The following is a 20,122-nucleotide window of genomic DNA, read 5'->3' as shown; positions in this document are numbered from 1 at the left end:
TGCGCAACCCGTTGCGTCCGCCCGCGTGCTCGGCTAATCACGCCGCCTGCCGGAGACGTGGCCGAGTGGCTGAAGGCAACGGTTTGCTAAATCGTCGTACCCTGTAAGGGGTACCCAGGGTTCGAATCCCTGCGTCTCCGCCAGATACCCGTCCGTACGGGTCCGCAGCCATCCACAGCAAATCACGCAAACCCCTTTCGGGGCNGATCGCCGATTTGGCCCGGCCAGCGATATAGACCGTGCCGTCGGCCTGCCGGAGACGTGGCCGAGTGGCTGAAGGCAACGGTTTGCTAAATCGTCGTACCCTGTAAGGGGTACCCAGGGTTCGAATCCCTGCGTCTCCGCCAGACCTTCCCGCGCCGCGATCGCAGGCCGGCGGGATATCCGTCCTGCTTTATTTGAACCGGACCCGTTCTGACGGGTTGCAGGAGCGCCGCTCAGTCCTGGTGCTTTCATGTATCCCGATCCCCGTACTCCGCACTCTCCGTTGGAATCCGCGCCGCGCCCGCCGCGCCGGGTCCGCCCCGCGCATCTGGCGGCGATCGCCGCCGTGAGCGTCGCGGCCCTGGGCTTGATGGGCCTCAAATTCGTCAACCTGCCGGATGCGGCCCCCGTGGAGCCGGGCGACGCCCTGAAGATCGAGGTCGTGACGCCCGTGGAGCCCAAGCCGGTTCCCGGATCGGTGATGGAGGTCGGCGAACTGGTCGACGGTTTCCGCTATGTGCCGCCCCGCTCCGCGGAGCGCCCGCCCCTTTATGACGTGGCCTGGGTGGAGGTCGAGGATGTCGCGCCCTATACGCCGCCGTCACGGCCCGCGAGCGTGCGGCGCTACGCATCGTCCGACGCCGACGTCCGGCCCTCCGAGCCGGAGCCGCCCCGGCGCGAGCGGGAAAGGCGCTGGTTCGGCTTCGACAATCCCCTGCCGGACTTCAGCGCCGAACGCCGTGCGCGTCAGGCGCGTCTGGATGCTCTTGAAGACCAGCGCCGGGCGGAATTCGAGGATCGCGCCGTACGGCGACGCTATTCCTCCGAACCGCCGCGTTACGAAGAGCGCCGCGACGACCGGCCTTCCTACGATCCGCCGCGCGACGAACGGCCGGCAGAGGCGCCGTCGGACGGCCCGTGGGGGCCCGAGGTCGGCTGAGGGCCCGCCGTCGCGCCAACTTGACCTCGGGTGATCTTGGCGCCGCCTCCCGCGCGGTCTAGGTCCATGGCTCAACGTCCTTCAGGGAGATGCCCCATGGCCGATCTGGCTCAAGTCACCGAACACATCCGCGGCGCCGTGGGCGACAACTCCGGTCTGGGCAAGACCGTGAAGATCGATCTGGGCGATGTCGGCAAGATCTACATCGACGGGGCCTCGTCTCCGAACACCGTGACCAATGAGGACAAGCCCGCGGACGCCACCGTCTCGATCGGCTGGGACGACTTCATGGCCCTGTCCAGCGGCCAGCTGGACCCGATGATGGCCTTCATGCAGGGCAAGCTGAAGATCGCCGGCGACATGATGATCGCCCAGAAGCTGGCCCCGCTGCTGAAGCGCTGATTTCAACGACCTCTCCCTCCCCTTCATGGGGAGGGATGTCGGCGCGAAGCGACGACAGGGTGGGGAACTTCAGCCCGGTCTCCATCGGCGGATGCTTCACACAGCCCCACCCCGATTGGCTTGGCCAATCGTCCCTCCCCATGAAGGAGAGGGAGAAGGAGACCTCCCCATGGACTTCCGGCACAGCGACAGGGCCCTGCACTGGCAGGAGCGGGTGAAGCGTTTCCTCGACGACCACGTCCTGCCGCGCGAGGAAGAGTACCGCGCCCAGGTCCGAGCGGATCCCCGGCGCCAGCCGCCGGCCATGGAGGAGATGAAGGCGAAGGCGCGCGAGGCCGGTCTGTGGAACATGTTCCTGCCGGGCGATCACGGGGCCGGCCTGACCAACCTCGAATACGCGCCGCTGGCCGAGCTGATGGGTCGCCATCTGTGGTCGGCCGAGGCGTTCAACTGCAACGCCCCCGACACCGGCAATATGGAAGTGCTCCATATGTACGGGAATGAGGAGCAGCAGGCCAAATGGCTCAAGCCCCTGATGGCCGGCGAAATCCGCTCGGCCTTCCTGATGACAGAGCCCGAGGTCGCCTCTTCGGACGCCACCAACATCCAGACCCGGATCGAGCGCGACGGCGACCACTATGTCATCAACGGCCGCAAATGGTGGTCGACCAACATGGCCCACCCGAACGTCGCGGTGACCATCGTCATGGGCAAGACCGACCCCGACGCCTCGGTCCACACCCAGCAGTCCCAGATCATCGTCCCCGTCGACACGCCCGGCTTCCGCGTCGAGCGGATGCTGTCGGTGTTCGGCTATGACGAGGCTCCGATCGGCCACGCCGAGGTGGTGCTGGAGAACGTCCGCGTCCCGGTCGAGAACCTGATCGCGGGCGAGGGCAGGGGCTTCGAGATCGCCCAGGGCCGTCTCGGGCCCGGCCGCATCCACCACTGCATGCGCGTCATCGGCATCGCCGAACGGTCGCTGGAGCTGATGGTCCAGCGCCTGCTGTCGCGCACCGCCTTCCGCAAGACCCTGGCCGAGCATTCGGTCTGGGAACAGCGCGTCGGCGAGGCCCGCACCAATATCGAGATGTGCCGCCTGCTGGTGCTCAAGGCGGCGTGGATGATGGACGAGGCGGGGGCGAAAAACGCCAAGTCCGAGATCGCCCAGATCAAGGTCGCGGCCCCGCGCATGGCGCTGCAGGTCATCGACGACGCCATCCAGGCCTTCGGCGGCGCCGGCGTCTCGGCCGACACTCCCCTGGCCGAGATGTACGCCATGGTCCGCACCCTGCGCATCGCCGACGGCCCCGACGAGGTCCACAATCGCACCGTGGCCCGGCTGGAGTATGCGAAACACGGGGGTCGGCGGGGATAGCCGTGACGGCGTGTTCCGCCGTTCGCCCTTTGCGGTTCATGCAGCCGGCCCTGCTGCGGTCATGGCGCTCTTTGCGCAGCGGCTCTCGCGGTCCATATGTCCGCCATGGCGATGCACGGTGAACGGTCGGGACGACGGGGTGATTCAGTAGCGAAGGCGGGGCAGGTCGGGGTCGTTCCTCCTGCGGACGGCCCCCCGACATGGCGGGCGCTCGGCGACCTGATAAGACTCGTCGGCCGCTCCAACGCCCCGCAGCTTCATCTGCGTCTGGTCGCGGCCATCGCCATGACGCTGGGCGGCAAGGCCCTGGGCGTGCTGGCGCCGCTGGTGCTGGGCGCGGCGGTCAATCATCTGGCGGCGGGTCAGGGGGCGGGCGTCGCCGTGGGTCTGGGCTTCGCCGCCTTCGCCCTGGGCTGGGCCTTCGTGCGCCTGCTGTCCGCCATCGCGCCGAACGCCGCCGACGTCGTCTTCGCCCCGGTCCGCTCGGCGGCCCAGCGCACGGCCGCGACCGAGACCTTCGCCCATGCCCTCAGCCTGTCGCTGGACTTCCACCAGACCAAGCGCTCGGGCTCGCTGTCGCGGACCATGGACCGGGGCGCGCGCTCGGTCGACTTCCTGATGCGCATCCTCGCCTTCAACCTCGTGCCGACCGGCGTCGAGCTGGTGCTGGCCGCCGGCGTCCTGGCCGGCAAATACGACTGGCGCTTCGGCGCGGTGGCCGTGGGCGTGGTCGCCGTCTACGCCGCCTCGACCTTCGCCCTGTCCAACTGGCGACTGGAGCATCGGCGCGAGATGAACGCGGCCGACACCGAGGCCGCCGGGGTCTCGGTCGACGCCCTGCTGAACTACGAGACCGTCAAGTCGTTCGGGGCCGAGGCGCGCGCGGCCCGGACCTATGACAACGCCCTGGGCGACTACACGCGCGCCGCCCTGAAGGCCAACAGTTCGCTGGCCCTGCTCAACGTCATGCAGGCGGTGATCATGAACGTCGGCCTCGGCGTCATGGCCGTCATGGCGGGCTTCGAAGCCGCCGCCGGTCGCATGGGTCCCGGCGATGTCACCGCCGCCGTGCTCATCATGATCTCCCTCTATGCGCCGCTGAACATCCTCGGTTTCGCCTATCGGGAAGTCCGCCAGTCCTTCATCGACATGGAGGAGATGCTGAAGGTGACGCGACAGACGCCGCAGGTCGCCGACGCCCCCGCCGCCGTCCCCCTGCCGCGTCCGCTGGACGCCAGGGGCGCGTCGCTGGCCTTCGAACGGGTCGGTTTCCGCCACGACGCCCGGGCCAATGGTCTGGAGGATGTCAGCTTCCTCGCACCGCCGGGCACGACGACGGCTCTTGTCGGCCCCTCGGGCTCGGGAAAATCGACCATCGTCAAACTGGCGTTGCGGCTGCTGGATCCCCAGGAGGGCAGGGTGCTGATCGAGGGGCTGGACGCCCGTCAGGTGACCCAGGAATCCCTGCGGGCGGCCGTGGCCCTGGTGCCGCAGGACGTGGCCCTGTTCAACGACACCATCCGCGCCAACATCGGCTTCGCCCGGCCCGACGCCGACGAGGCGGCGATCTGGGCCGCGGCCGAGGCGGCCGAGCTGTCCAACTTCATCCGCGAGCTGCCCGACGGCATGGACACAAGGGTGGGCGAGCGCGGCCTGAAACTGTCGGGCGGCGAGCGCCAGCGCGTCGGCATCGCCCGCGCCCTGCTGGCCGACCCCTGCGTCCTCATTCTCGACGAGGCGACCAGCGCGCTGGACAGCCGAACCGAGGCCGCGATCCAGAAGACCCTGCGCCGGGCCCGCACCGGCCGAACCACCCTGGTCGTGGCGCACCGGCTGTCGACCATCGCCGACGCCGACCAGATCCTGGTGCTCAAGGCAGGCCGGATCGTCGAGCGGGGCGCGCATCACGAACTGGTGGCGCGTCAGGGCGGGGAATATGCGGCGCTGTGGCGCAAGCAGACGCGCGGCGCCAGGACCGAGCGTACGCCGGCCTAGGTGGCCTTGGGCGGCAGCTTGCGGTCAGAGACCATCTTCAGGCTGTCCAGCACCGTGGCCCGCGCCGCAGTCTCTTCCAGCGGCAGGGTCTGCAGCAGGCGCAAAGAGCGGGCATGGACGGTGACGATGCGCCAGTCGAAGGTCCGGTCGGTCGGCGCGCCGTCGATCAGGTCGCACAGGCCGCTGGCCGCGCTGCACAGGTCCAGCAGCTCGAACGGACTGGCCGCGTCGATGACGGCGTTGGCCGCGCGATAGGCCTCGTTCAGGCGGAAGACCTGGTCCTCGAGGCTGGCCGGGGGAGCCACGGCCTCAAGGGCCGCGATCTGGACCTCGACCATGGCCATCGCCTCGGCGCGCCTGGCCTCGATGTTGGCGCGCGCCTGGGACAGCGCCGCGCCGACGCTGACGCCGCCGGGCGAGTCGATCATCTTCGAGAGGTTGGACCGGAGCCGGGCGTGGGTGATGACTGTCATTGCGCGTCGGTTGTTGCGGCCGCCCGCGCGGCCTGGTCTGCCTCAAACGCCGCCTTGCGGATCACCGCGGCGCGCCGTTCGTCCGAGGGCGGGCTCTCGTCGCGAATGCGGCGGTCCGGGCCGAAATAGTCCCCGACCTCGAGGAACGGGCGTGTATCGCGGGCCACCCAGACGATTCGTTCAAGCAGGGTCGAGGCGCTGAACGGTTTGGTGACCACGAAATTCGCTCCGCAATCGCGAGCCTCCGTGATCTTGGAGCGGCGCATGTGGGCGGCGGTCATGATGACGGGCGCGAGGGCGTTGGTCTTGGTCGAACGCCGCAGCCAGCGCACCAGTTCGTAACCGTCGACGCTGGGCATCTCGCAGTCGACCACCAGCAGGTCGATGGGGTGATCGACCAGGATTTCCATGGCCTCCGCGGCGCTCTGGCAGGTGTAGCTGGTCCGGATGCCGAACCCCCTCAGGGCCTGGCACGTCAGATCGAGTCCGAAGGCCGAATCGTCGACGACCATCGTCGTCGCCGAGGTCAGGTTAATGACCGCGCTTTCACGAAGGGACTCTCCGACGCCACCCATACGGACCCCGCAAACAGCACGCGAACCAATCGCTTACCAGGCTGTGACGAATGGCACGCCAGAGTAGAACGACTGGTTAACGCTCAGCTTGCGCGGCCAATGGCGTAGAAGCGGTCGGCGCGCGCCTTGCGCAGCTGATCCGGGGTCATGCCGGACAGGGCTTTCAGTTCCTCGGCCAACACCTCGCCGACGGTGGCGATCGCCGCCTCGCGGTTGGCATGGGCTCCGCCAACCGGTTCCGGGATGATCCGGTCGATGATCCTGAGTTCCAGCAGATCGGGCGCCGTGATCTTCATGGCCATGGCCGCGTCGCGGGCCCTTGCCCCGTCGCGCCACAGGATGCCCGCCGCGCCTTCGGGCGAAATCACCGAATAGATCGAATGCTCCAGCATCAGCACGCGGCCGGCCGCGGCGATGGCGATCGCCCCGCCCGAGCCGCCTTCGCCGGTGATGGTCGCGATCGAGGGAACGCCCAGGGTCAGGCAACGCTCGGTCGACCGCGCGATCGCCTCGGCCTGGCCGCGCTCCTCGGCGCCCAGGCCCGGATAGGCGCCGGCGGTGTCGACAAAGGTCAGCACCGGCAGGCCGTACTGTTCCGCCAGGTCCATCAGGCGAACGGCCTTGCGATAGCCTTCCGGCCGCGCCATGCCGAAATTGTGCACCACCCGCGTCTGGGTGTCATAGCCCTTCTCGTGGCCCATCAGCACGACCGGCTCGCCGCGGAAGCGAGCCAGGCCGCCCAGGATGGCCTGGTCGTCGCCGAATTGGCGGTCGCCCTTCAGTTCGACAAAGTCGGTGAACAGGCCCTCGACATAGTCGACAAAATGCGGACGCTGCGGATGGCGCGCGACCTGGGTCTTCATCCATGGGTCGAGGCCGGCGTAGGTCTTCCGGCGCAGCTGCTCGGCCTTCTGGCGCAGGCCGTCCACCTCGGCGTCGAAGGACCCGGAGGTCGAGGAGAGCAGATTCAGCTCCTCGATCTTGGCCTCCAGATCGGCGATCGGCTTTTCGAACTCGAGGTAGTGCACGGCCATAAGGCGTCCGGAACAGGCGCGCCATGCGGCGCATCGGAAGGCGGCGGAACCTAGTCAGGTCAACGCCGGGGAGCAAGCGACGGTTCAGAAGGCCTTGGGCAGGCCGGCTTGTTTGAGCGTTTCATTGGCGGTGTGGCGGCTTTTCGAGCGAGCGACAATGACGGCATGAGCTTGATCCGGATGCCGCCACTTTTCGTGACTGCCCTTGGCGTTGGCCACCCGCCGCCAACCGGCAGCGAGCAGGAGGGCAGTGAGTTCGGAATAGAAGTCCTTTGGCATATCCAGCTCGTTCAAAATCGATGGACGAGCGTCACGTCACGACCGGAGTTCAACAATGCACCCGGTATCCTGAGGGTCATTTCGACAAGGGAGCCTCAGGCGGCAACGACATCGAAGCCGCCGGCAGCTTCAAATCGGATCGGCACCGGGCCATGAATGCCCAGGTTCTCGGCCAGCAGTTCCGGCGCGAAATGACGTGCCAGCGACTCAAACTCGGCCAAGGTCGTGGTCTCCAGCACCAGGCCCGGGATATCGGACTCGCTGCACCAGACCTCAGCCTCCGGGTCCCAGATCGCCTTGACGTAGAATGACTGGCTCATGGTCGGGAATATGCGCTGCTAGTCCTCACGCGCCAAGGGGTGCTTGGAGCGCACCACCTGCGCCAGCCGGTCGGTGGCGACATGAGTGTAGATCTGGGTGGTGGCGATGTCCGCATGGCCCAGCAGCGTCTGGACCACGCGCAGGTCGGCCCCGCCGTCCAGCAGGTGGGTGGCGAAGGCGTGGCGCAGGACGTGCGGGCTGACACGGGCCGGGTCGATCCCGGCATCAATGGCGGCCTGGTCCAGCAGCTGGGCGAACCTGCGCGGGGTCAGATGGCCCTTCGCCGAGGAGGACGGGAACAGCCACGGGCTGTCGGGGGCCTTGTCCGGCCGTGCGGCGTCGCGGGCGATCAGCCAGGCTTTCACGGCCTCGCGCGCCGACGTGTTCAGAGGGGCCAGGCGCTCCTTGCCGCCCTTGCCGCGGACGATCAGCCAGGCCGGATCGCGGCGCACCGCCTCCAGCCTCAGGCCCAGCAGTTCGGACACCCGAAGACCCGACGCATAGGCCAGCTCGACCAAGGCCACGAGCCGCAAGCCGGCGGCGCCCTCGTGCGCCGACGCGGCGAGCAATCGCTGGATCTCCTCGCCCGACAGGGTCCGGGGCAGGCTGCGGCCCTGTTTCGGAGCATCCAGTCGCCGCGAAGGATCGTCGCTGCGCCAGCCTTCGCCCAATGCGAACCGGTAGAATTGGCGCACCGCCGACCGCCGCCGGGCCTGGGTGGCCGGCGACAGGCCTTGGCGCGCCAGCCCGGCGTACCAGCCTTCGACCCCCGCCTCGTCGCCCTTCATCAGCCCGCCCTCAACGCTCGCCTCGGCGTCGGCCAGATCGCGGCCGTAGGCGGAAAGGGTATGGGGCGAGGCGTCGCGTTCGACGGCCATCATCTCCAGAAAGGCTTCGATCTGGGGCGTGCTCATGCGTCGCGGCGCTTCCTGATCGCGGCGCTTGGTGTAGAGGATGAGCCTGTCATGCCGTGCCTCCCCACGCCCCTTCCGTCGCCGAGCCGCCACCTCCCGCGAGGCCGCGCGTGAGCCATGACGTGGCGATTCCCGTCCATGAACGCACCATAGCTCTGGTCGGGCTGATGGGCGTGGGTAAATCGACGGTGGGTCGGCGCCTGGCCAAACGACTGGGTCTGCCGTTCGCCGACGGCGATGTGGAGATCGAGGCCGCGGCGGGCATGACTGTTTCCGACATCTTCGCCCGGCTGGGCGAGGCCGAGTTCCGGGCGGGGGAGGCGCGGGTGATGAAGCGGCTGCTGCACGGCCCGCGCATGGTGCTGGCGACCGGCGGCGGCGCCATCCTGAACGCGGAAACCCGCGAGGCCCTGCACGCCCGCGCCGTCACCGTCTGGATGCGGGCCGACCTGGAGACCGTGGCCGAACGCGTCCAGCGCCGCGACACCCGCCCCCTGCTCCGCGGCCGCGATCCCCTCGAGACGCTGACGGCCATGGCCGAGGTCCGCTATCCCTACTACGGCCTGGCCGACCTGACCGTTGACGTCGCCACCGGCGCCCACGCCGAGGCGGTGGAAGCCATCGTCCAAGCGCTGGACGCCTTCGCGGCGGAGCGGGCGGCATGACCGTCATCGTTCCCGTCAGCGGCGGCCGGTTCGAACCCTATGACGTGGTCGTCGGCCGGGGTCTGCTGGCCGAACTGGGGACCCGCGTCGCGCCTTTGGTCCGGGGCCGGACGGTGATCATCACGGACGAGACCGTGGCCGGTCTGCACGGTCCCGCCGCCTTGGCCTCGCTGCGGGCGGCGGGCATCCGCGGCCGGCTGCTGACCATTCCGCCAGGCGAGAATTCCAAGTCGTTCGCCGAGCTGGAGCGGGTCATCGATCGCCTGCTGGCGTTTGGCCTGGACCGGCGCGACCTGATCATCGCCCTGGGCGGCGGCGTCGTGGGCGACCTCGCGGGTCTGGCTGCGGCCCTGTACATGCGCGGCATCGACGTCGTCCAGGCGCCGACCACACTGCTGGCCCAGGTCGACTCCTCCGTGGGCGGCAAGACGGCCATCGACACGCCTCGCGGCAAGAATCTGGTCGGGGCCTTCCACCAGCCGCGCATGGTGGTGGCCGACATCGACCTGCTGGCCACCCTGCCGGACCGTCAGTTGCGCTCGGGCTGGGCCGAGGTGCTGAAACACGGCCTGATCTGCGATGCAGACTTTTTCGACTGGCTGGCGGGCGAGGGGGCCGTCGGTGCCAAGGGCGATCCTGCCGCCCTGACCAGGGCCGTCGTCCGTTCGGTCGAGATCAAGAGCGCCATCGTCGGCGAGGACGAAAAAGAGGCGGGCCGCCGCGCCCTGCTGAACCTCGGCCATACCTTCGGCCATGCGATCGAGGCCGAGCTGGGCTTTGACGAGTACGTGCTGACCCACGGAGAAGCGGTGGCCCTGGGTTGCGCCATGGCCTTCCGCCTGTCCGCCGCCCTTGGCCGGGCCTCCGACGCCGATGCCCGACGGGTCGAAGCCGTTATCGACGCCGCCGGACTGCCCACGCGGCTGGAGCATGCGGGCGTCTTCCGCGCCGACCGGCTCCTCGCGCGCATGGCCGGCGACAAGAAGGCCGAGGGCGGAGGGCTCACCCTGATCCTGGCCCGGGCCATCGGCGACGCCTTCGTCGACAAGGCGGTGGACCGCGCCGCCGTGATGGCCTTTCTGAAGGCCGAGGGCGCCGCTTGAAGCCCCCTCGCATGACGCTGGCGGTCGTTTCGCTGGAGAACCGGTTCGTCCGGCTCGAACCCTTCAGCCCGGGCCTGGAGGTCGAGGTTCGCGCGGCGCTGGATTGCGACGCCGCATCCTGGGACATCATGGTGGGCGCCGCCTATGGCGCGCATTTCGACGGCTGGTGGCTGGGCGCCCTGACCGCGATGGAGCAGGGGACGCGCATCGCCTGGGCCGTCCGCCGCGCCTCTGACGGCGCGATCGTGGGCACAACCAGCCTCTATGAGATCAAACCGGACTATCGTCGCTGCGAGATCGGCTCGACCTTCTATCGGCCGGAGGTCCGGGGCGGACCGGTCAACCCGTCGTGCAAGCGCCTCCTGCTCGGTCACGCCTTCGACGCCGGCGCGGTGCGTGTGGAAATCATCACCGACGCCATAAACCCCACCAGCCAGGCCGCCATCCGCAAACTGGGGGCGCGCGACGAGGGCGTGCTGCGCAAGCACAAGATCACCTGGAAGGGCCGTATCCGCGACACGGCCCAGTTCGCCATTCTCGATGACGACTGGCCGGGGATCAGGGCGCGCCTCGACACACGGCTGGCTTCGTTTGGCTAGTCGACCGCCCGGCAGTCGGTGGGCTCGCGGCCGTCGGATGTCCAGGTCGCCATGACGCCCCTGCCGCGCAGCTCATAGCCCGAGGCACGATACCAGATGCCGTCCTCGGCCCGCTCCTGGAACAGGTCGACCGCCTCGCCGCTGGAGTTGCGGACCGTCGCCATCTGGCGCGGATTGTCGAAGTCGACCGACAGGCGCTCGCTGTTGTTGCACAGATAGACGGTGCGGATGACGCGATTAAGGGCCCGGTCCTGGGCCTCGGCTCCCGTGCGACGGCGTGCGGTCTGGGCCTGCTGGGCCCGTTCGCGGACGGCGTCCCCGTCGGTCGGCGCGTCCTTCGGTTTCTGGCCGCAGGCGGTCAGGGCGAGACAGGCGACGGCGAGGACGGCCAGGGGCTTCATGCGGACTCTCGAACAAGCGGAGCCGTAGGGCCCGGCGGACTAACGTGCGTCGGGCGCCGCCGTTCCTTTGCGCCGGGCGCGGAAGAAACTCCGTAACAGGTCGCCGCCCTCCGCGGCCAGCACCCCGCCCTCGACGGCGGGTTTCCAGTGGCAGGTCGGCTGTTCGAAGAAGCGCGGTCCATGCGCCACGGCGCCCCCCTTGGGATCGTCGGCGCCCCAGACCACCCGGCCGATGCGGGCGTGGCTGATGGCCCCGGCGCACATGGCGCAGGGCTCCAGCGTCACGTAGAGAGTCAGGTCCGTCAGGCGATAATTTCCCAGCTTCGCGGCGGCCGCACGCATCGCGACGATCTCTGCGTGGGCGGTCGGATCATGCGCGCCGATGGGGCCGTTTCGACCCTCGGAGACCACTTCGCCGGTGGATTCATCGACGATCACGCAGCCCACGGGAGTCTCTCCCGCGTCCGCCGCCGCTTGCGCACACGCCAAGGCCATGTGCATGAACCGCTCATCATGGCCAGCCATCCCCGAGACAACGACAAGAAGCCGCGCCCGCGTCAAGACGACAGCCGCGACGGCCCCCGCAAACCCTACGTCAAGCGCGTCGAGAGCGGCGACGACCGCGGTCCGCCCAAGGGCGGGAAATCCTTCGGNACACGCCAAGGCCATGTGCATGAACCGCTCATCATGGCCAGCCATCCCCGAGACAACGACAAGAAGCCGCGCCCGCGTCAAGACGACAGCCGCGACGGTCCCCGCAAACCTTACGTCAAGCGCGCCGAGGGCGGCGACGATCGCGGACCGCCCAAGGGCGGCAAATCCTTCGGCAAGCCGGGCGGCAAGCCATTCTCGAAGGACGGAAAGCCGGGTCCGAAGGCGGATGAGGCGCCCAAGCGCAGCGAGCGGATCGCCAAGGCCATGGCCCGCGCGGGCATCGCCTCGCGCCGCGAGGTCGAACGGCTGATCGGCCTCGGCAAGGTGGCCGTGAACGGCAAGATCCTCGACACGCCCGCCGTGCTGGTCACGCGCGACGATGTCATCACCGTCGACGGCAAGCCGATCGGCTCGGCCCAGGCCACCCGCGTCTGGCGCTACAACAAGCCCGCCGGCCTGATGACCTCGCACAACGACCCGCAGGGGCGGCCGACGGTGTTCGACGCCCTGCCCAGCGGCCTGCCGCGCGTGATCTCGGTCGGTCGTCTCGATCTGAACACCGAGGGCCTGCTGCTGTTGACCAATGACGGCGAGTTGAGCCGCGCCCTGGAGCTGCCGACGACCGAGCTGGTGCGCCAGTACCGGGCCCGGGCCCGGGGGCGCGTCAGCCAGTTGCAACTCGACTCGCTCAAGGACGGCGTCACCGTCGACGGCATCCGCTACGGTCCGATCGAGGCCACCCTGGACAAGGCCAAGGAGAGCGAGGGCAATGCTCCCGCCAACCTGTGGATCAGCGTCTCCATCACCGAGGGCAAGAATCGCGAGGTCCGCAAGGTTCTCGAACACCTCGGCCTGACGGTGAACCGGCTGATCCGCCTGGCCTATGGCCCGTTCCAGCTCGGCACCCTGCCGACGGGGTCGGTCGAGGAGGTCGGCCCCCGTGTGATCCGCGAGATGCTGGCCCAGCATATCCGGCCCGAGAACCTGCCCCAGGGCAATACGGTCGCCACGCCGGCGCCGATCCCGGGCCGCCGCACCTCGGCCCCGATCGTCAAGGGCGCCTCGGGCTCGGCCATGTCGGATCCGTCGCGCAAGCCCAGCCGCACCCGCGCCGCCGGAGCCGCCGCTGACGCCGCCGCCGAACGCGCCGCCCGTCCGCCGAAAAAGGCCGGCTGGGCCAAGGCGGGGCCGAAGTTCGAGCATCCGAAGAAGTCGTTCACGCCGCGGGCCCGGCCCGAGGGCGCTGAGGCGGCGGGCGAGCGGCCCAAGCGGGTCTTCAAGCCGCGTGAGGACCAGTTCATCGACCGGCCGCGCGGCGACGCCCGCACCGGCGCCCGTCCGGCGGCCCGCTCCGACGACCGCCCCGGCGACAAGCGCCCCTTCGACCGCAAGCCCGACGGCAAGCCGCCGTTCGCGGGCAAGCCCGGCGGATCGCGTCCGGGCGGCTTTTCGAAGCCAGGCAGTCCCCGCCCCGGCGCCGGCCCCGCCGGCGGGCGCGGCAGCCCGCGCGGTCCCCGCTCGAAGGGCTGATCCGTGCGGATCGTCGCGGGAACGCTGAAGGGCCGATCCATCGTCGCGCCGGAGGGGGAGGGCACGCGCCCGACCTCGGATCGCGCGCGTCAGGCCATCTTCAATGTGCTGGAACACGCCGCTTGGGCCGAGCCGCTCGAGGGCATGCGGGTCATGGACCTCTACGCCGGCTCGGGCGCCCTGGGCTTTGAAGCCATCAGCCGGGGCGCGGCCTTCGCCCTGTTCGTCGAGACCGATGAGGACGCCCGGGGGGCTATCCGCGAGAACGCCGACGCCTTGCGCCTGATGGGCCGCACCCGGGTGCACCGGCGCAGCGCGACGGACCTGGGCGTCCGCCCCGGCTCGGACGGCGAGGCTTTCGACCTGGCCTTCCTCGACCCGCCCTATCGCAAGGGGCTGGGGGAGCAGACGCTGGCCCGGCTGCTGAACGGCAACTGGCTCAAGCCCGGCGCGGTCGTGGTGTTCGAGCGCGGCTCGGACGAGGCCGAGATCGCCACGCCCGGCTATGAGCGGCTGGACAAGCGCGACTACGGCGCCGCCTCCGTGCTGTTTCTCAGGGCCACGCCTCAGGCGGGGTGAAGCCGGGCCGCCAGGGCGCGGGCGGCGGCGGTCACCTCGGCCCAGGTGATTTCAAAGCCGGCTTCGTCTCCGAACCAGGGATCGGCCACCGGCTGGCCCTCGCGGCCCTCGACATGGTCAAGCAGCAGGCTGAGCTCGGCGGTCGCGTCGGGCGGCGCCAGTTTCCGGAGATGGGACAGGTTGTCGTGGTCGAGGGCGATGACATGCCGGAAACGCCGGAAGTCGGAGGCGCGGACCTGACGGGCGCGCAGGCCGGAGATGTCGACGCCGTGGCGGAGGGCTGTCCTCTGCGCGCGTTCATCGGGCGGCTCGCCCGCATGCCAGTCGCCGGTGCCCGCCGAGTCCACGATCAGCTCGAGCCCGAGCCGGGCCGCCTCCGCCCGCAGCGCGCCCTCGGCGAGGGGCGAGCGACAGATGTTGCCGAGGCAGACGAACAGGACCGACATCAGCGCCGCCCGAACAGCTTTTCGAGGTCGGCCAGCTTGAGTTCGACATAGGTCGGGCGGCCATGGTTGCACTGGCCGGAGTGGGGCGTGGCCTCCATCTCGCGCAGCAGGGCGTTCATCTCGGGGGCCGAGAGGACGCGGCCGGCGCGGACCGAGCCGTGGCAGGCCATGGTGCCGCAGACCGCGCCCAGCCGCTCGCTGAGCGCCAGGGCGGCGCCGTGTTCAGCGAGGTCGTCGGCGATGTCGCGGATCAGGCCCTGGACGTCCGTGTCGCCCAGCAGGGCGGGGGTCTCGCGCACCAGCACCGCCCCGACGCCGAACGGCTCGACGATCAGGCCGAGTTCGGCGAGCTCGTCGACGCGGGCCGAGACGCGTTCGGCCTCGGCGGGATCGAGCTCGACCACTTCGGGGGTCAGCAGGGCCTGACGCGTCACCGAGCCGCGCGCCATCTGCACCTTCATCCGCTCATAGACGAGGCGTTCGTGGGCCGCGTGCTGGTCGACGACGACGAGGCCGTCGCGGGTCTGGGCGACGATATAGGTGCCGTGCAGCTGGGCTCTGGCGGCCCCCAGCGGGAAGTCGAGCGGGTCGACGGCACCGCGGGATTCATGGTGAATCAATGATTGACCATGATCGCCCGGCGCCGCTTCAACGCGCGCCGAACGCTCGTTCAGGCCGGGGATGATCTGGGCGTTCGCGCCGGCCGGGGCGGCCCAGCCCTGCCAGCCGCTCCAGCCTTGGGCGGAGGGGGCGGAGGGGCTCCAGGCGGGGCCGGAGCCGACCCCGGCATGGGGCCGGAAGCCGGCCAGGGCGTCGGCGGCGACCGTGGTCGAGGCGCGGTGGCCGGCGGCGGCCAAGGCGTGGCGCAGGGCGCCGACGATCAGGCCCCGCACCAGCGCCGGATCGCGGAAGCGCACCTCGGCCTTGGCCGGGTGGACGTTGACGTCGACGTAGAGCGGGTCGATCTCGAGGAACAGCACCGCCGCCGGATGGCGGTCGCGGGCGAGGAAGTCGGCGTAGGCGCCGCGCAGGGCGCCTTGCAGCAGGCGGTCCTTCACGGGGCGGCCGTTGACGAACAGATACTGGTGGCCGGCGTTGCCGCGGCTGTAGGTCGGCAGGCCCGCGTAGCCGGTGAGGCGGACGTTGTCCCGAGACTGGTCGATCAGCAGGGCGTTGGCCTCGAAGTCGCGACCGAGCAGGGCGGCGAGGCGCTTCAGCCGGCCGGCGTCGCCGGGGTGTTCGGCGGGCAGGCGCAGGGTCGTCCTGCCATCGAGGTCGAGGGTGAAGGCGACGCCTTCATGGGCCATGGCCTGACGCTTGATCTCTTCCGAGATGGCCATCGCCTCGGACCGCTCGGACTTCATGAATTTGAGGCGGGCGGGGGTGGCGTAGAACAGGTCGCGGACCTCGACGCGGGCGCCGTGGGGGCCGGGAAAGCCGGCGGGGGCGACGGGTCGCTGGTCGCCGCCCTCGACGGTGATCTGATGGGCGTCGCCGCCCTCTCGCGGGCGGCTGGTGATAGTCAGCCGCGCCACCGAACCGATCGAGGGCAGGGCCTCGCCGCGGAAGCCGAGGGTGTGGATGCGCAGCAGGTCGACGTCGCCGGCGTCGTCGGGCTCGAGCTTTGAGGTGGCGTGGCGTTCGACCGCCAGGGCCAGCTGGTCGGCCGCCATGCCGTGCCCGTCGTCGGCGATCAGGATGCGGGTCAGGCCGCCGCCGTCGGCCTGGACCTCGATGCGCGTGGCGCCGGCGTCGAGCGCGTTCTCGACCAGCTCCTTGATGGCGCTGGCCGGGCGTTCGACCACCTCGCCGGCGGCGATGCGGTTGACCGTTTCAGGGGGGAGGCGGCGGATGAGCATGGATTCGGAAGTATGCCGCTTTCCGTCATCCGGAAGTAGAGAAACGGCGGACTCTTCGGACACAGCGGACTCGGGTGGTTTCGCCGGGAGTCCGCTCGAAAACAGGCGGACAATTCGGACTTGGCGGACTCTGGGCGTGCCCTGCGATGGACGGGAAGGAGTTTAGTGCGAGGTGGTCCTATGGCGGGGAAATGACGCTGCCCCTTTGAAGTGGCGCAGTGAGATCAAAGGGCTAGCTGCGGGAAGTCGTCTGGCTGGCGACGGATTGCTCGCACAGTCCCCGATCCTTCTCCCAATGGGAGAAGGTGGCCCGTAGGGCCGGATGAGGGGCCGGTGATGGAAGCGGCGAAGCCGCGGCGACAGGCGACCCTGACCCTTTCGCGCCAGGACGACGGCTACGCCGCCGTATGCTCAAGCCCTCTCCCATCGGGAGAGGAGGTGGGATTCAGCTTACCTCGGCCAACGCCTCTTCCGCCGCGACCCAGGCCTGTTCGGCGCTGTCCAGATCGGTCTGCGTCTTCGCCCGGGCGCGGGTCAGGCCTTCGAGGGCCTTGGGGTTGCTGACCGAGGCGTTGGCCATGTCGTCGTCGATGCGGGCGATCTCGGCGGTGAGCTGGCTCATCCGCTCCTCGGCCTTCTTCACCGCGTGACGCAGGGTCGAGGGTGAAGGGCCTGATTTCTTGTCGTTCTTCTTGCCCTTGTTGCTGGAAGCCGGCGCGGCGACGGCGGCCGTCTCGTCCTTGATCTGAGTCGGCTTCACCGCCGCCTGTTTGGCGCGGTCGAGGACGAATTTGGCGTAGTCGTCCATGTCGCCGTCCCACGGCTTGACCGTGCCGTCGGCGGCCAGCCACAGGCGGTCGGCGACCATCTCCATCAGCGAACGGTCGTGGGTGATCAGGATGACGGCGCCGGAGTAGTCGTTGAGGGCGTCGAGCAGGGCGCGGCGGCTGTCGATGTCGAGGTGGTTGGTCGGTTCGTCGAGGATCAGGATGTGCGGCGCGTCCATGGCCACCTGGTTGAGCAGCAGGCGGGCGCGCTCGCCGCCCGACAGGCTGGCGACGGTGGTTTCCTGCTTCTCATAGCCCAGGCCCCATTGCGCGAGCTTGGAGCGGCGGGCGCTCAAGCGCGTGGGGGGCGAAGTCCACGATCAACAGCCGCCCGCCGGGCATGACCAGTCGGGCCGCCTNCGGGCATGGCGCGGCGGATGATCTCCAGCGGCGTGTCCGTCGGGTCCATGGCCTCGATCTGGTGCTGGTGGAACCAGCCCACGCGCATCTTGCGGTCGCGGTGCAGTTCGCCCTCGGAGACGTTCAGGGCCCCGGCGATCATCTTGGCGAAGGTCGACTTGCCGGCCCCGTTGACGCCCAGCAGGCCGATGCGGTCGTCCAGATCCATGCGCAGGTTGAGATTGCGCAGGATCGGCTTGCCGGGCTCGTAGCCGACATTGGCGCGCTCCAGCCGGATCAGCGGCGGGGCCAGGGGGCGCGGCGGCGAGGGCAGGATGAAGGGGGCGACGCGTTCCTCGATGGTGGTGGCCACCGGCTGCATCTTGGCCAGACGCTTCATSCGCGACTGGGCYTGGGCGGCCTTGGAGGCCTTGGCCTTGAAGCGGTCGACGAAGGCCTGGAGGTGGGCGCGYTCGGCGTCCTGCTTGGCCTTGGCCGACATCTGCAGCCGACTGGTCGTAGTTGCCCGTGTAGAGCTCCAGCGTCCGGTTCGCGAGGTGCAGGATGTGGGTGCAGACCTCGTTCAGCATCTCGCGGTCGTGGGAGATGATCAGGGCCGTGTGCGGGTATTTCTTCAGCCGCGCCTCGAGCCACAGGGCGCCTTCCAGATCGAGATAGTTGGTCGGTTCGTCGAGCAGCAGCATGTCCGGCTCGGCGAACAGGGCGGCGGCCAGGGCGACGCGCATGCGCCAGCCGCCGGAGAACTCGGACATCGGCCGCTGCTGGTTCTCCTGGTCGAAGCCGAGGCCGACGAGGATTTCGGCGGCGCGGGCCGGGGCGGCGTCGGCGTCGATCTCGATCAGCCGGGTCCAGATCTCGCCCATCTCCTCCGGCTCGGCGGTTTCGAGGCGGCCGAGCAGGCTGTGGCGTTCCACATCGGCCTCGAGGATGGTCTCGAGCACGCTGACGGGCGTGGCGGGGTGCTCCTGGTCGACCGAGCCGATGCGGGCGGTCTTGGGCAGGCTGATCTCGTCGCCGCCGGCGGCCAGTTCGCCGAGGATCAGCTTGAACAGGGTCGATTTGCCGATGCCGTTGCGGCCCACCAGCCCGACCTTGGAGCCGGGCGGCAGGGAGACGGAGGCATCCTCGAGGAATTTGCGGCCCCAGGCGTTGAAGGTCAGGTCGGTGATCTGGAGCATGGTCGGTCGTGATCTCGGGCGACCCCTGACGCATCGAACGGCCTTGCGGCGCGCGAAAAGGGCAAAATTGTGTGGCGGTTGGAAACCGGGGAGGGCGCCGCTATAAGCCCGCGACCCTCAATCTCCCAACAAGAAGTCACCTCCATGACCGAACGCACCTTCTCGATCMTCAAGCCCGACGCCACGCGCCGCAACCTGACGGGCGCCATCAACGCCGTGANTCTCCCAACAAGAAGTCACCTCCATGACCGAACGCACCTTCTCGATCMTCAAGCCCGACGCCACGCGCCGCAACCTGACGGGCGCCATCAACGCCGTGATCGAGGSCGCSGGCCTGCGCATCGTGGCCCAGCGCCGCGTYAAGCTGACCGAGGCCCAGGCCAAGAAATTCTACGAAGTCCACGCCGAGCGCCCGTTCTACGGCGAGCTGGTCGGCCAGATGACCGCCGAGCCGGTCGTGGTGCAGGTGCTGGAAGGCGACAACGCCGTGGCCAAGTACCGCGAAGTCATGGGCGCCACCAATCCGAAGGACGCCGCCGACGGCACAATTCGCAAGCAGTTCGCCCTGTCGATCGGCGAGAACTCGGTCCACGGTTCGGACTCGATCGAGAACGCCGGGATCGAGATCGCCCAGTTCTTCACCGACGACCAGATCGTCGGCTGATCCGGGTCACGCCACACAGACCGCCAGCGGCCGGATCGGTGACGATCCGGCCGTTTTCGTGTCAGCCTGCCGGCGCGCCGGGGGATTCGTCATGAAGGACTACAGCCGCAGGGGGGTGATGCTCGCCGCGACCCTGTCGGCCCTGGCCGGCTATGTCGACGCCGTCGGCTTCATGACCCTGGGCGGGTTCTTCGTCTCCTTCATGAGCGGCAATTCGACCCGGCTGGGCGTCGGCCTCGCCATGGGCCAATGGGAGCAGGCCGGGGTCGCCTTCGGCCTCATCGCCCTGTTCGTGGTCGGGGTGGTGATCGGCGCCACCGTGGCCCGGCGTTTCGGCGAGGGGCGGCGATCGGCGGTTCTGGCCGTCGAGTCGGTCCTGCTGCTGGCCGGTGCGGGGCTTTGCGCCATGGGCTGGCGGGAGGCGGGCATGGTGGCCGTGGTGATGGCCATGGGGGTCGAGAATGCGGTGTTCCAGCGCCAAGGCGACGTCGGAGTCGGCCTGACCTATATGACCGGGACCCTGGTGCGGATGGGCCAGCGGATCGCCAGCGCCCTGCACGGCGGCGCCTGCTGGGAGTGGACTCCGTTCCTGATGCTGTGGGTGGGCCTGGCCGTGGGCGGGGCCATCGGGGCGATCAGTTTCCTGCGCCTTGACGTGTTGGCGCTGTGGCCGGCCTTCGCCGTGGTGGCGGGGCTGACGCTGGCGGTGCGCCGGGCCGAGGTCCGGGCCGAACGGGCCTGA

General features: G+C 69.5%; 21 protein-coding genes, 2 tRNA genes and 2 pseudogenes. 13 read left to right on the top strand and 12 right to left on the bottom strand.

The annotated features are described in order from the left end of the window. Nucleotides 1-51 precede the first annotated feature (51 nt). The 6 genes from ASD25_RS11935 (at nt 52) to ASD25_RS11910 (ending at nt 4,919) form a co-directional block, all read left to right on the top strand. Nucleotides 52-143, top strand: a tRNA-Ser gene (locus tag ASD25_RS11935). A gap of 112 nt (nt 144-255) precedes the next feature. Continuing rightward, nucleotides 256-347: transfer RNA gene (locus tag ASD25_RS11930), tRNA-Ser, on the top strand. A gap of 203 nt (nt 348-550) precedes the next feature. Continuing rightward, nucleotides 551-1,144 (top strand): hypothetical protein, encoded by a 594-nt coding sequence (locus ASD25_RS11925; RefSeq protein WP_156377040.1) that lies wholly within the window; start codon nt 551-553, stop codon nt 1,142-1,144. A gap of 96 nt (nt 1,145-1,240) precedes the next feature. Further along, a complete protein-coding gene (locus ASD25_RS11920; RefSeq protein ID WP_055832431.1) occupies nt 1,241-1,546 on the top strand; it encodes an SCP2 sterol-binding domain-containing protein in 306 nt (101 codons plus the stop codon). A gap of 169 nt (nt 1,547-1,715) precedes the next feature. Next, the gene (locus ASD25_RS11915) at nt 1,716-2,924 is read left to right on the top strand and encodes an acyl-CoA dehydrogenase family protein (protein WP_055832429.1); all 1,209 of its coding nucleotides are present in this window, start codon (nt 1,716-1,718) and stop codon (nt 2,922-2,924) included. Nucleotides 2,925-3,035: 111 nt separating this feature from the next. After that, nucleotides 3,036-4,919, top strand: coding sequence for an ABC transporter ATP-binding protein/permease (locus ASD25_RS11910; protein ID WP_055832536.1), 1,884 nt, complete (start codon nt 3,036-3,038; stop codon nt 4,917-4,919). On the opposite strand, the gene ASD25_RS11905 is transcribed toward ASD25_RS11910, so the two are convergent. The 6 genes from ASD25_RS11905 to ASD25_RS11880 form a co-directional block, all read right to left on the bottom strand. After that, on the bottom strand, nt 4,916-5,392 hold the full coding sequence (locus tag ASD25_RS11905; RefSeq protein WP_055832428.1) for a hypothetical protein: 477 nt from the start codon (nt 5,390-5,392) through the stop codon (nt 4,916-4,918). The two genes, ASD25_RS11910 and ASD25_RS11905, sit on opposite strands and share 4 nt — an antisense overlap. Beyond that, nucleotides 5,389-5,904, bottom strand: a complete 516-nt coding sequence (locus ASD25_RS11900) for a response regulator (protein ID WP_235561827.1) — start codon at nt 5,902-5,904, stop codon at nt 5,389-5,391. The genes ASD25_RS11905 and ASD25_RS11900 overlap by 4 nt, the downstream gene beginning before the upstream one ends. A gap of 146 nt (nt 5,905-6,050) precedes the next feature. After that, complete coding sequence (locus ASD25_RS11895; protein ID WP_055832423.1) at nt 6,051-7,001, bottom strand: acetyl-CoA carboxylase carboxyltransferase subunit alpha; 951 nt, start codon at nt 6,999-7,001, stop codon at nt 6,051-6,053. An 84-nt stretch (nt 7,002-7,085) separates the two neighbouring features. After that, the gene (locus tag ASD25_RS11890; RefSeq protein WP_200943611.1) at nt 7,086-7,295 is read right to left on the bottom strand and encodes a type II toxin-antitoxin system HicA family toxin; all 210 of its coding nucleotides are present in this window, start codon (nt 7,293-7,295) and stop codon (nt 7,086-7,088) included. Between the two features lie 80 nt (nt 7,296-7,375). After that, nucleotides 7,376-7,600 carry a DUF1902 domain-containing protein gene (locus ASD25_RS11885; protein WP_055832418.1) on the bottom strand — a complete coding sequence of 75 codons (225 nt, stop codon included), beginning with the start codon at nt 7,598-7,600 and terminating at the stop codon, nt 7,376-7,378. 18 nt (nt 7,601-7,618) lie between these two features. Continuing rightward, nucleotides 7,619-8,515, bottom strand: coding sequence for a site-specific tyrosine recombinase XerD (locus tag ASD25_RS11880; protein WP_055832416.1), 897 nt, complete (start codon nt 8,513-8,515; stop codon nt 7,619-7,621). A 56-nt stretch (nt 8,516-8,571) separates the two neighbouring features. Between ASD25_RS11880 and ASD25_RS11875 the strand changes: the two genes are divergently transcribed. The 3 genes from ASD25_RS11875 to ASD25_RS11865 are packed head-to-tail and all read left to right on the top strand — an operon-like array spanning nt 8,572 to nt 10,882. Next, nucleotides 8,572-9,180 (top strand): shikimate kinase, encoded by a 609-nt coding sequence (locus ASD25_RS11875; RefSeq protein ID WP_055832414.1) that lies wholly within the window; start codon nt 8,572-8,574, stop codon nt 9,178-9,180. After that, nucleotides 9,177-10,283, top strand: coding sequence for a 3-dehydroquinate synthase (gene aroB / locus ASD25_RS11870; RefSeq protein WP_055832412.1), 1,107 nt, complete (start codon nt 9,177-9,179; stop codon nt 10,281-10,283). Before ASD25_RS11875 ends, aroB begins: the two co-directional genes overlap by 4 nt. A gap of 11 nt (nt 10,284-10,294) precedes the next feature. After that, nucleotides 10,295-10,882 (top strand): GNAT family N-acetyltransferase, encoded by a 588-nt coding sequence (locus ASD25_RS11865; RefSeq protein WP_055832410.1) that lies wholly within the window; start codon nt 10,295-10,297, stop codon nt 10,880-10,882. Here ASD25_RS11865 and ASD25_RS11860 read toward each other — a convergent pair. Both ASD25_RS11860 and tadA read right to left on the bottom strand, forming a co-directional pair. Beyond that, nucleotides 10,879-11,283 carry an MliC family protein gene (locus ASD25_RS11860; protein ID WP_055832407.1) on the bottom strand — a complete coding sequence of 135 codons (405 nt, stop codon included), beginning with the start codon at nt 11,281-11,283 and terminating at the stop codon, nt 10,879-10,881. The genes ASD25_RS11865 and ASD25_RS11860 overlap by 4 nt on opposite strands. Before the next feature lie 39 nt (nt 11,284-11,322). Further along, nucleotides 11,323-11,808 carry a tRNA adenosine(34) deaminase TadA gene (tadA, locus tag ASD25_RS11855; protein ID WP_156377038.1) on the bottom strand — a complete coding sequence of 162 codons (486 nt, stop codon included), beginning with the start codon at nt 11,806-11,808 and terminating at the stop codon, nt 11,323-11,325. Between the two features lie 129 nt (nt 11,809-11,937). Between tadA and ASD25_RS11850 the strand changes: the two genes are divergently transcribed. Both ASD25_RS11850 and rsmD read left to right on the top strand, forming a co-directional pair. Beyond that, a partial coding sequence (locus ASD25_RS11850; RefSeq protein WP_235562711.1) for a pseudouridine synthase occupies nt 11,938-13,467 on the top strand: 1,530 nt, incomplete at its 5' end. A 3-nt stretch (nt 13,468-13,470) separates the two neighbouring features. Beyond that, entirely contained in the window at nt 13,471-14,046 is a 576-nt protein-coding gene (gene rsmD, locus ASD25_RS11845) for a 16S rRNA (guanine(966)-N(2))-methyltransferase RsmD (RefSeq protein WP_055832402.1), read from the top strand. Here rsmD and ASD25_RS11840 read toward each other — a convergent pair. The 4 genes and pseudogenes from ASD25_RS11840 to ASD25_RS31945 form a co-directional block, all read right to left on the bottom strand. Then, nucleotides 14,034-14,492 (bottom strand): low molecular weight protein-tyrosine-phosphatase, encoded by a 459-nt coding sequence (locus ASD25_RS11840; protein ID WP_055832398.1) that lies wholly within the window; start codon nt 14,490-14,492, stop codon nt 14,034-14,036. The genes rsmD and ASD25_RS11840 overlap by 13 nt on opposite strands. Next, nucleotides 14,492-16,351 (bottom strand): DNA mismatch repair endonuclease MutL, encoded by a 1,860-nt coding sequence (gene mutL / locus ASD25_RS11835; protein ID WP_055832395.1) that lies wholly within the window; start codon nt 16,349-16,351, stop codon nt 14,492-14,494. Before mutL ends, ASD25_RS11840 begins: the two co-directional genes overlap by 1 nt. A 445-nt stretch (nt 16,352-16,796) precedes the next feature. Further along, a pseudogene (locus ASD25_RS31950) lies at nt 16,797-17,537 on the bottom strand (ATP-binding cassette domain-containing protein); the annotation flags it as partial. A 1-nt stretch (nt 17,538) separates the two neighbouring features. Next, nucleotides 17,539-18,716, bottom strand: a pseudogene (locus ASD25_RS31945) (ABC-F family ATP-binding cassette domain-containing protein); the annotation flags it as partial. A 244-nt stretch (nt 18,717-18,960) separates the two neighbouring features. Here ASD25_RS31945 and ndk point away from each other — a divergent pair. Both ndk and ASD25_RS11820 read left to right on the top strand, forming a co-directional pair. Then, nucleotides 18,961-19,380 carry a nucleoside-diphosphate kinase gene (gene ndk / locus ASD25_RS11825; RefSeq protein ID WP_056617282.1) on the top strand — a complete coding sequence of 140 codons (420 nt, stop codon included), beginning with the start codon at nt 18,961-18,963 and terminating at the stop codon, nt 19,378-19,380. Between the two features lie 91 nt (nt 19,381-19,471). Then, nucleotides 19,472-20,122 (top strand): YoaK family protein, encoded by a 651-nt coding sequence (locus ASD25_RS11820; protein ID WP_055832389.1) that lies wholly within the window; start codon nt 19,472-19,474, stop codon nt 20,120-20,122.

Source organism: Brevundimonas sp. Root1423, assembly GCF_001426805.1.
The sequence above is the reverse complement of the archived record's forward strand: the minus strand, read 5'-3'. Positions and strand labels throughout refer to the sequence as shown.

Excerpts from the sequence above, each read along its gene's own strand:
- ASD25_RS11920 (WP_055832431.1), top strand. The coding sequence starts at position 1,241 with ATGGCCGATCTGGCTCAAGTCACCGAACACATCCGCGGCGCCGTGGGC.
- ASD25_RS11915 (WP_055832429.1), top strand. The coding sequence starts at position 1,716 with ATGGACTTCCGGCACAGCGACAGGGCCCTGCACTGGCAGGAGCGGGTG.
- ASD25_RS11910 (WP_055832536.1), top strand. The coding sequence starts at position 3,036 with ATGCACGGTGAACGGTCGGGACGACGGGGTGATTCAGTAGCGAAGGCG.
- ASD25_RS11905 (WP_055832428.1), bottom strand. The coding sequence starts at position 5,392 with ATGACAGTCATCACCCACGCCCGGCTCCGGTCCAACCTCTCGAAGATG.
- ASD25_RS11900 (WP_235561827.1), bottom strand. The coding sequence starts at position 5,904 with ATGGTCGTCGACGATTCGGCCTTCGGACTCGATCTGACGTGCCAGGCC.
- ASD25_RS11895 (WP_055832423.1), bottom strand. The coding sequence starts at position 7,001 with ATGGCCGTGCACTACCTCGAGTTCGAAAAGCCGATCGCCGATCTGGAG.
- ASD25_RS11885 (WP_055832418.1), bottom strand. The coding sequence starts at position 7,600 with ATGAGCCAGTCATTCTACGTCAAGGCGATCTGGGACCCGGAGGCTGAG.
- ASD25_RS11880 (WP_055832416.1), bottom strand. The coding sequence starts at position 8,515 with ATGAGCACGCCCCAGATCGAAGCCTTTCTGGAGATGATGGCCGTCGAA.
- aroB (WP_055832412.1), top strand. The coding sequence starts at position 9,177 with ATGACCGTCATCGTTCCCGTCAGCGGCGGCCGGTTCGAACCCTATGAC.
- ASD25_RS11865 (WP_055832410.1), top strand. The coding sequence starts at position 10,295 with ATGACGCTGGCGGTCGTTTCGCTGGAGAACCGGTTCGTCCGGCTCGAA.
- ASD25_RS11860 (WP_055832407.1), bottom strand. The coding sequence starts at position 11,283 with ATGAAGCCCCTGGCCGTCCTCGCCGTCGCCTGTCTCGCCCTGACCGCC.
- tadA (WP_156377038.1), bottom strand. The coding sequence starts at position 11,808 with ATGGCTGGCCATGATGAGCGGTTCATGCACATGGCCTTGGCGTGTGCG.
- ASD25_RS11840 (WP_055832398.1), bottom strand. The coding sequence starts at position 14,492 with ATGTCGGTCCTGTTCGTCTGCCTCGGCAACATCTGTCGCTCGCCCCTC.
- mutL (WP_055832395.1), bottom strand. The coding sequence starts at position 16,351 with ATGCTCATCCGCCGCCTCCCCCCTGAAACGGTCAACCGCATCGCCGCC.
- ASD25_RS11820 (WP_055832389.1), top strand. The coding sequence starts at position 19,472 with ATGAAGGACTACAGCCGCAGGGGGGTGATGCTCGCCGCGACCCTGTCG.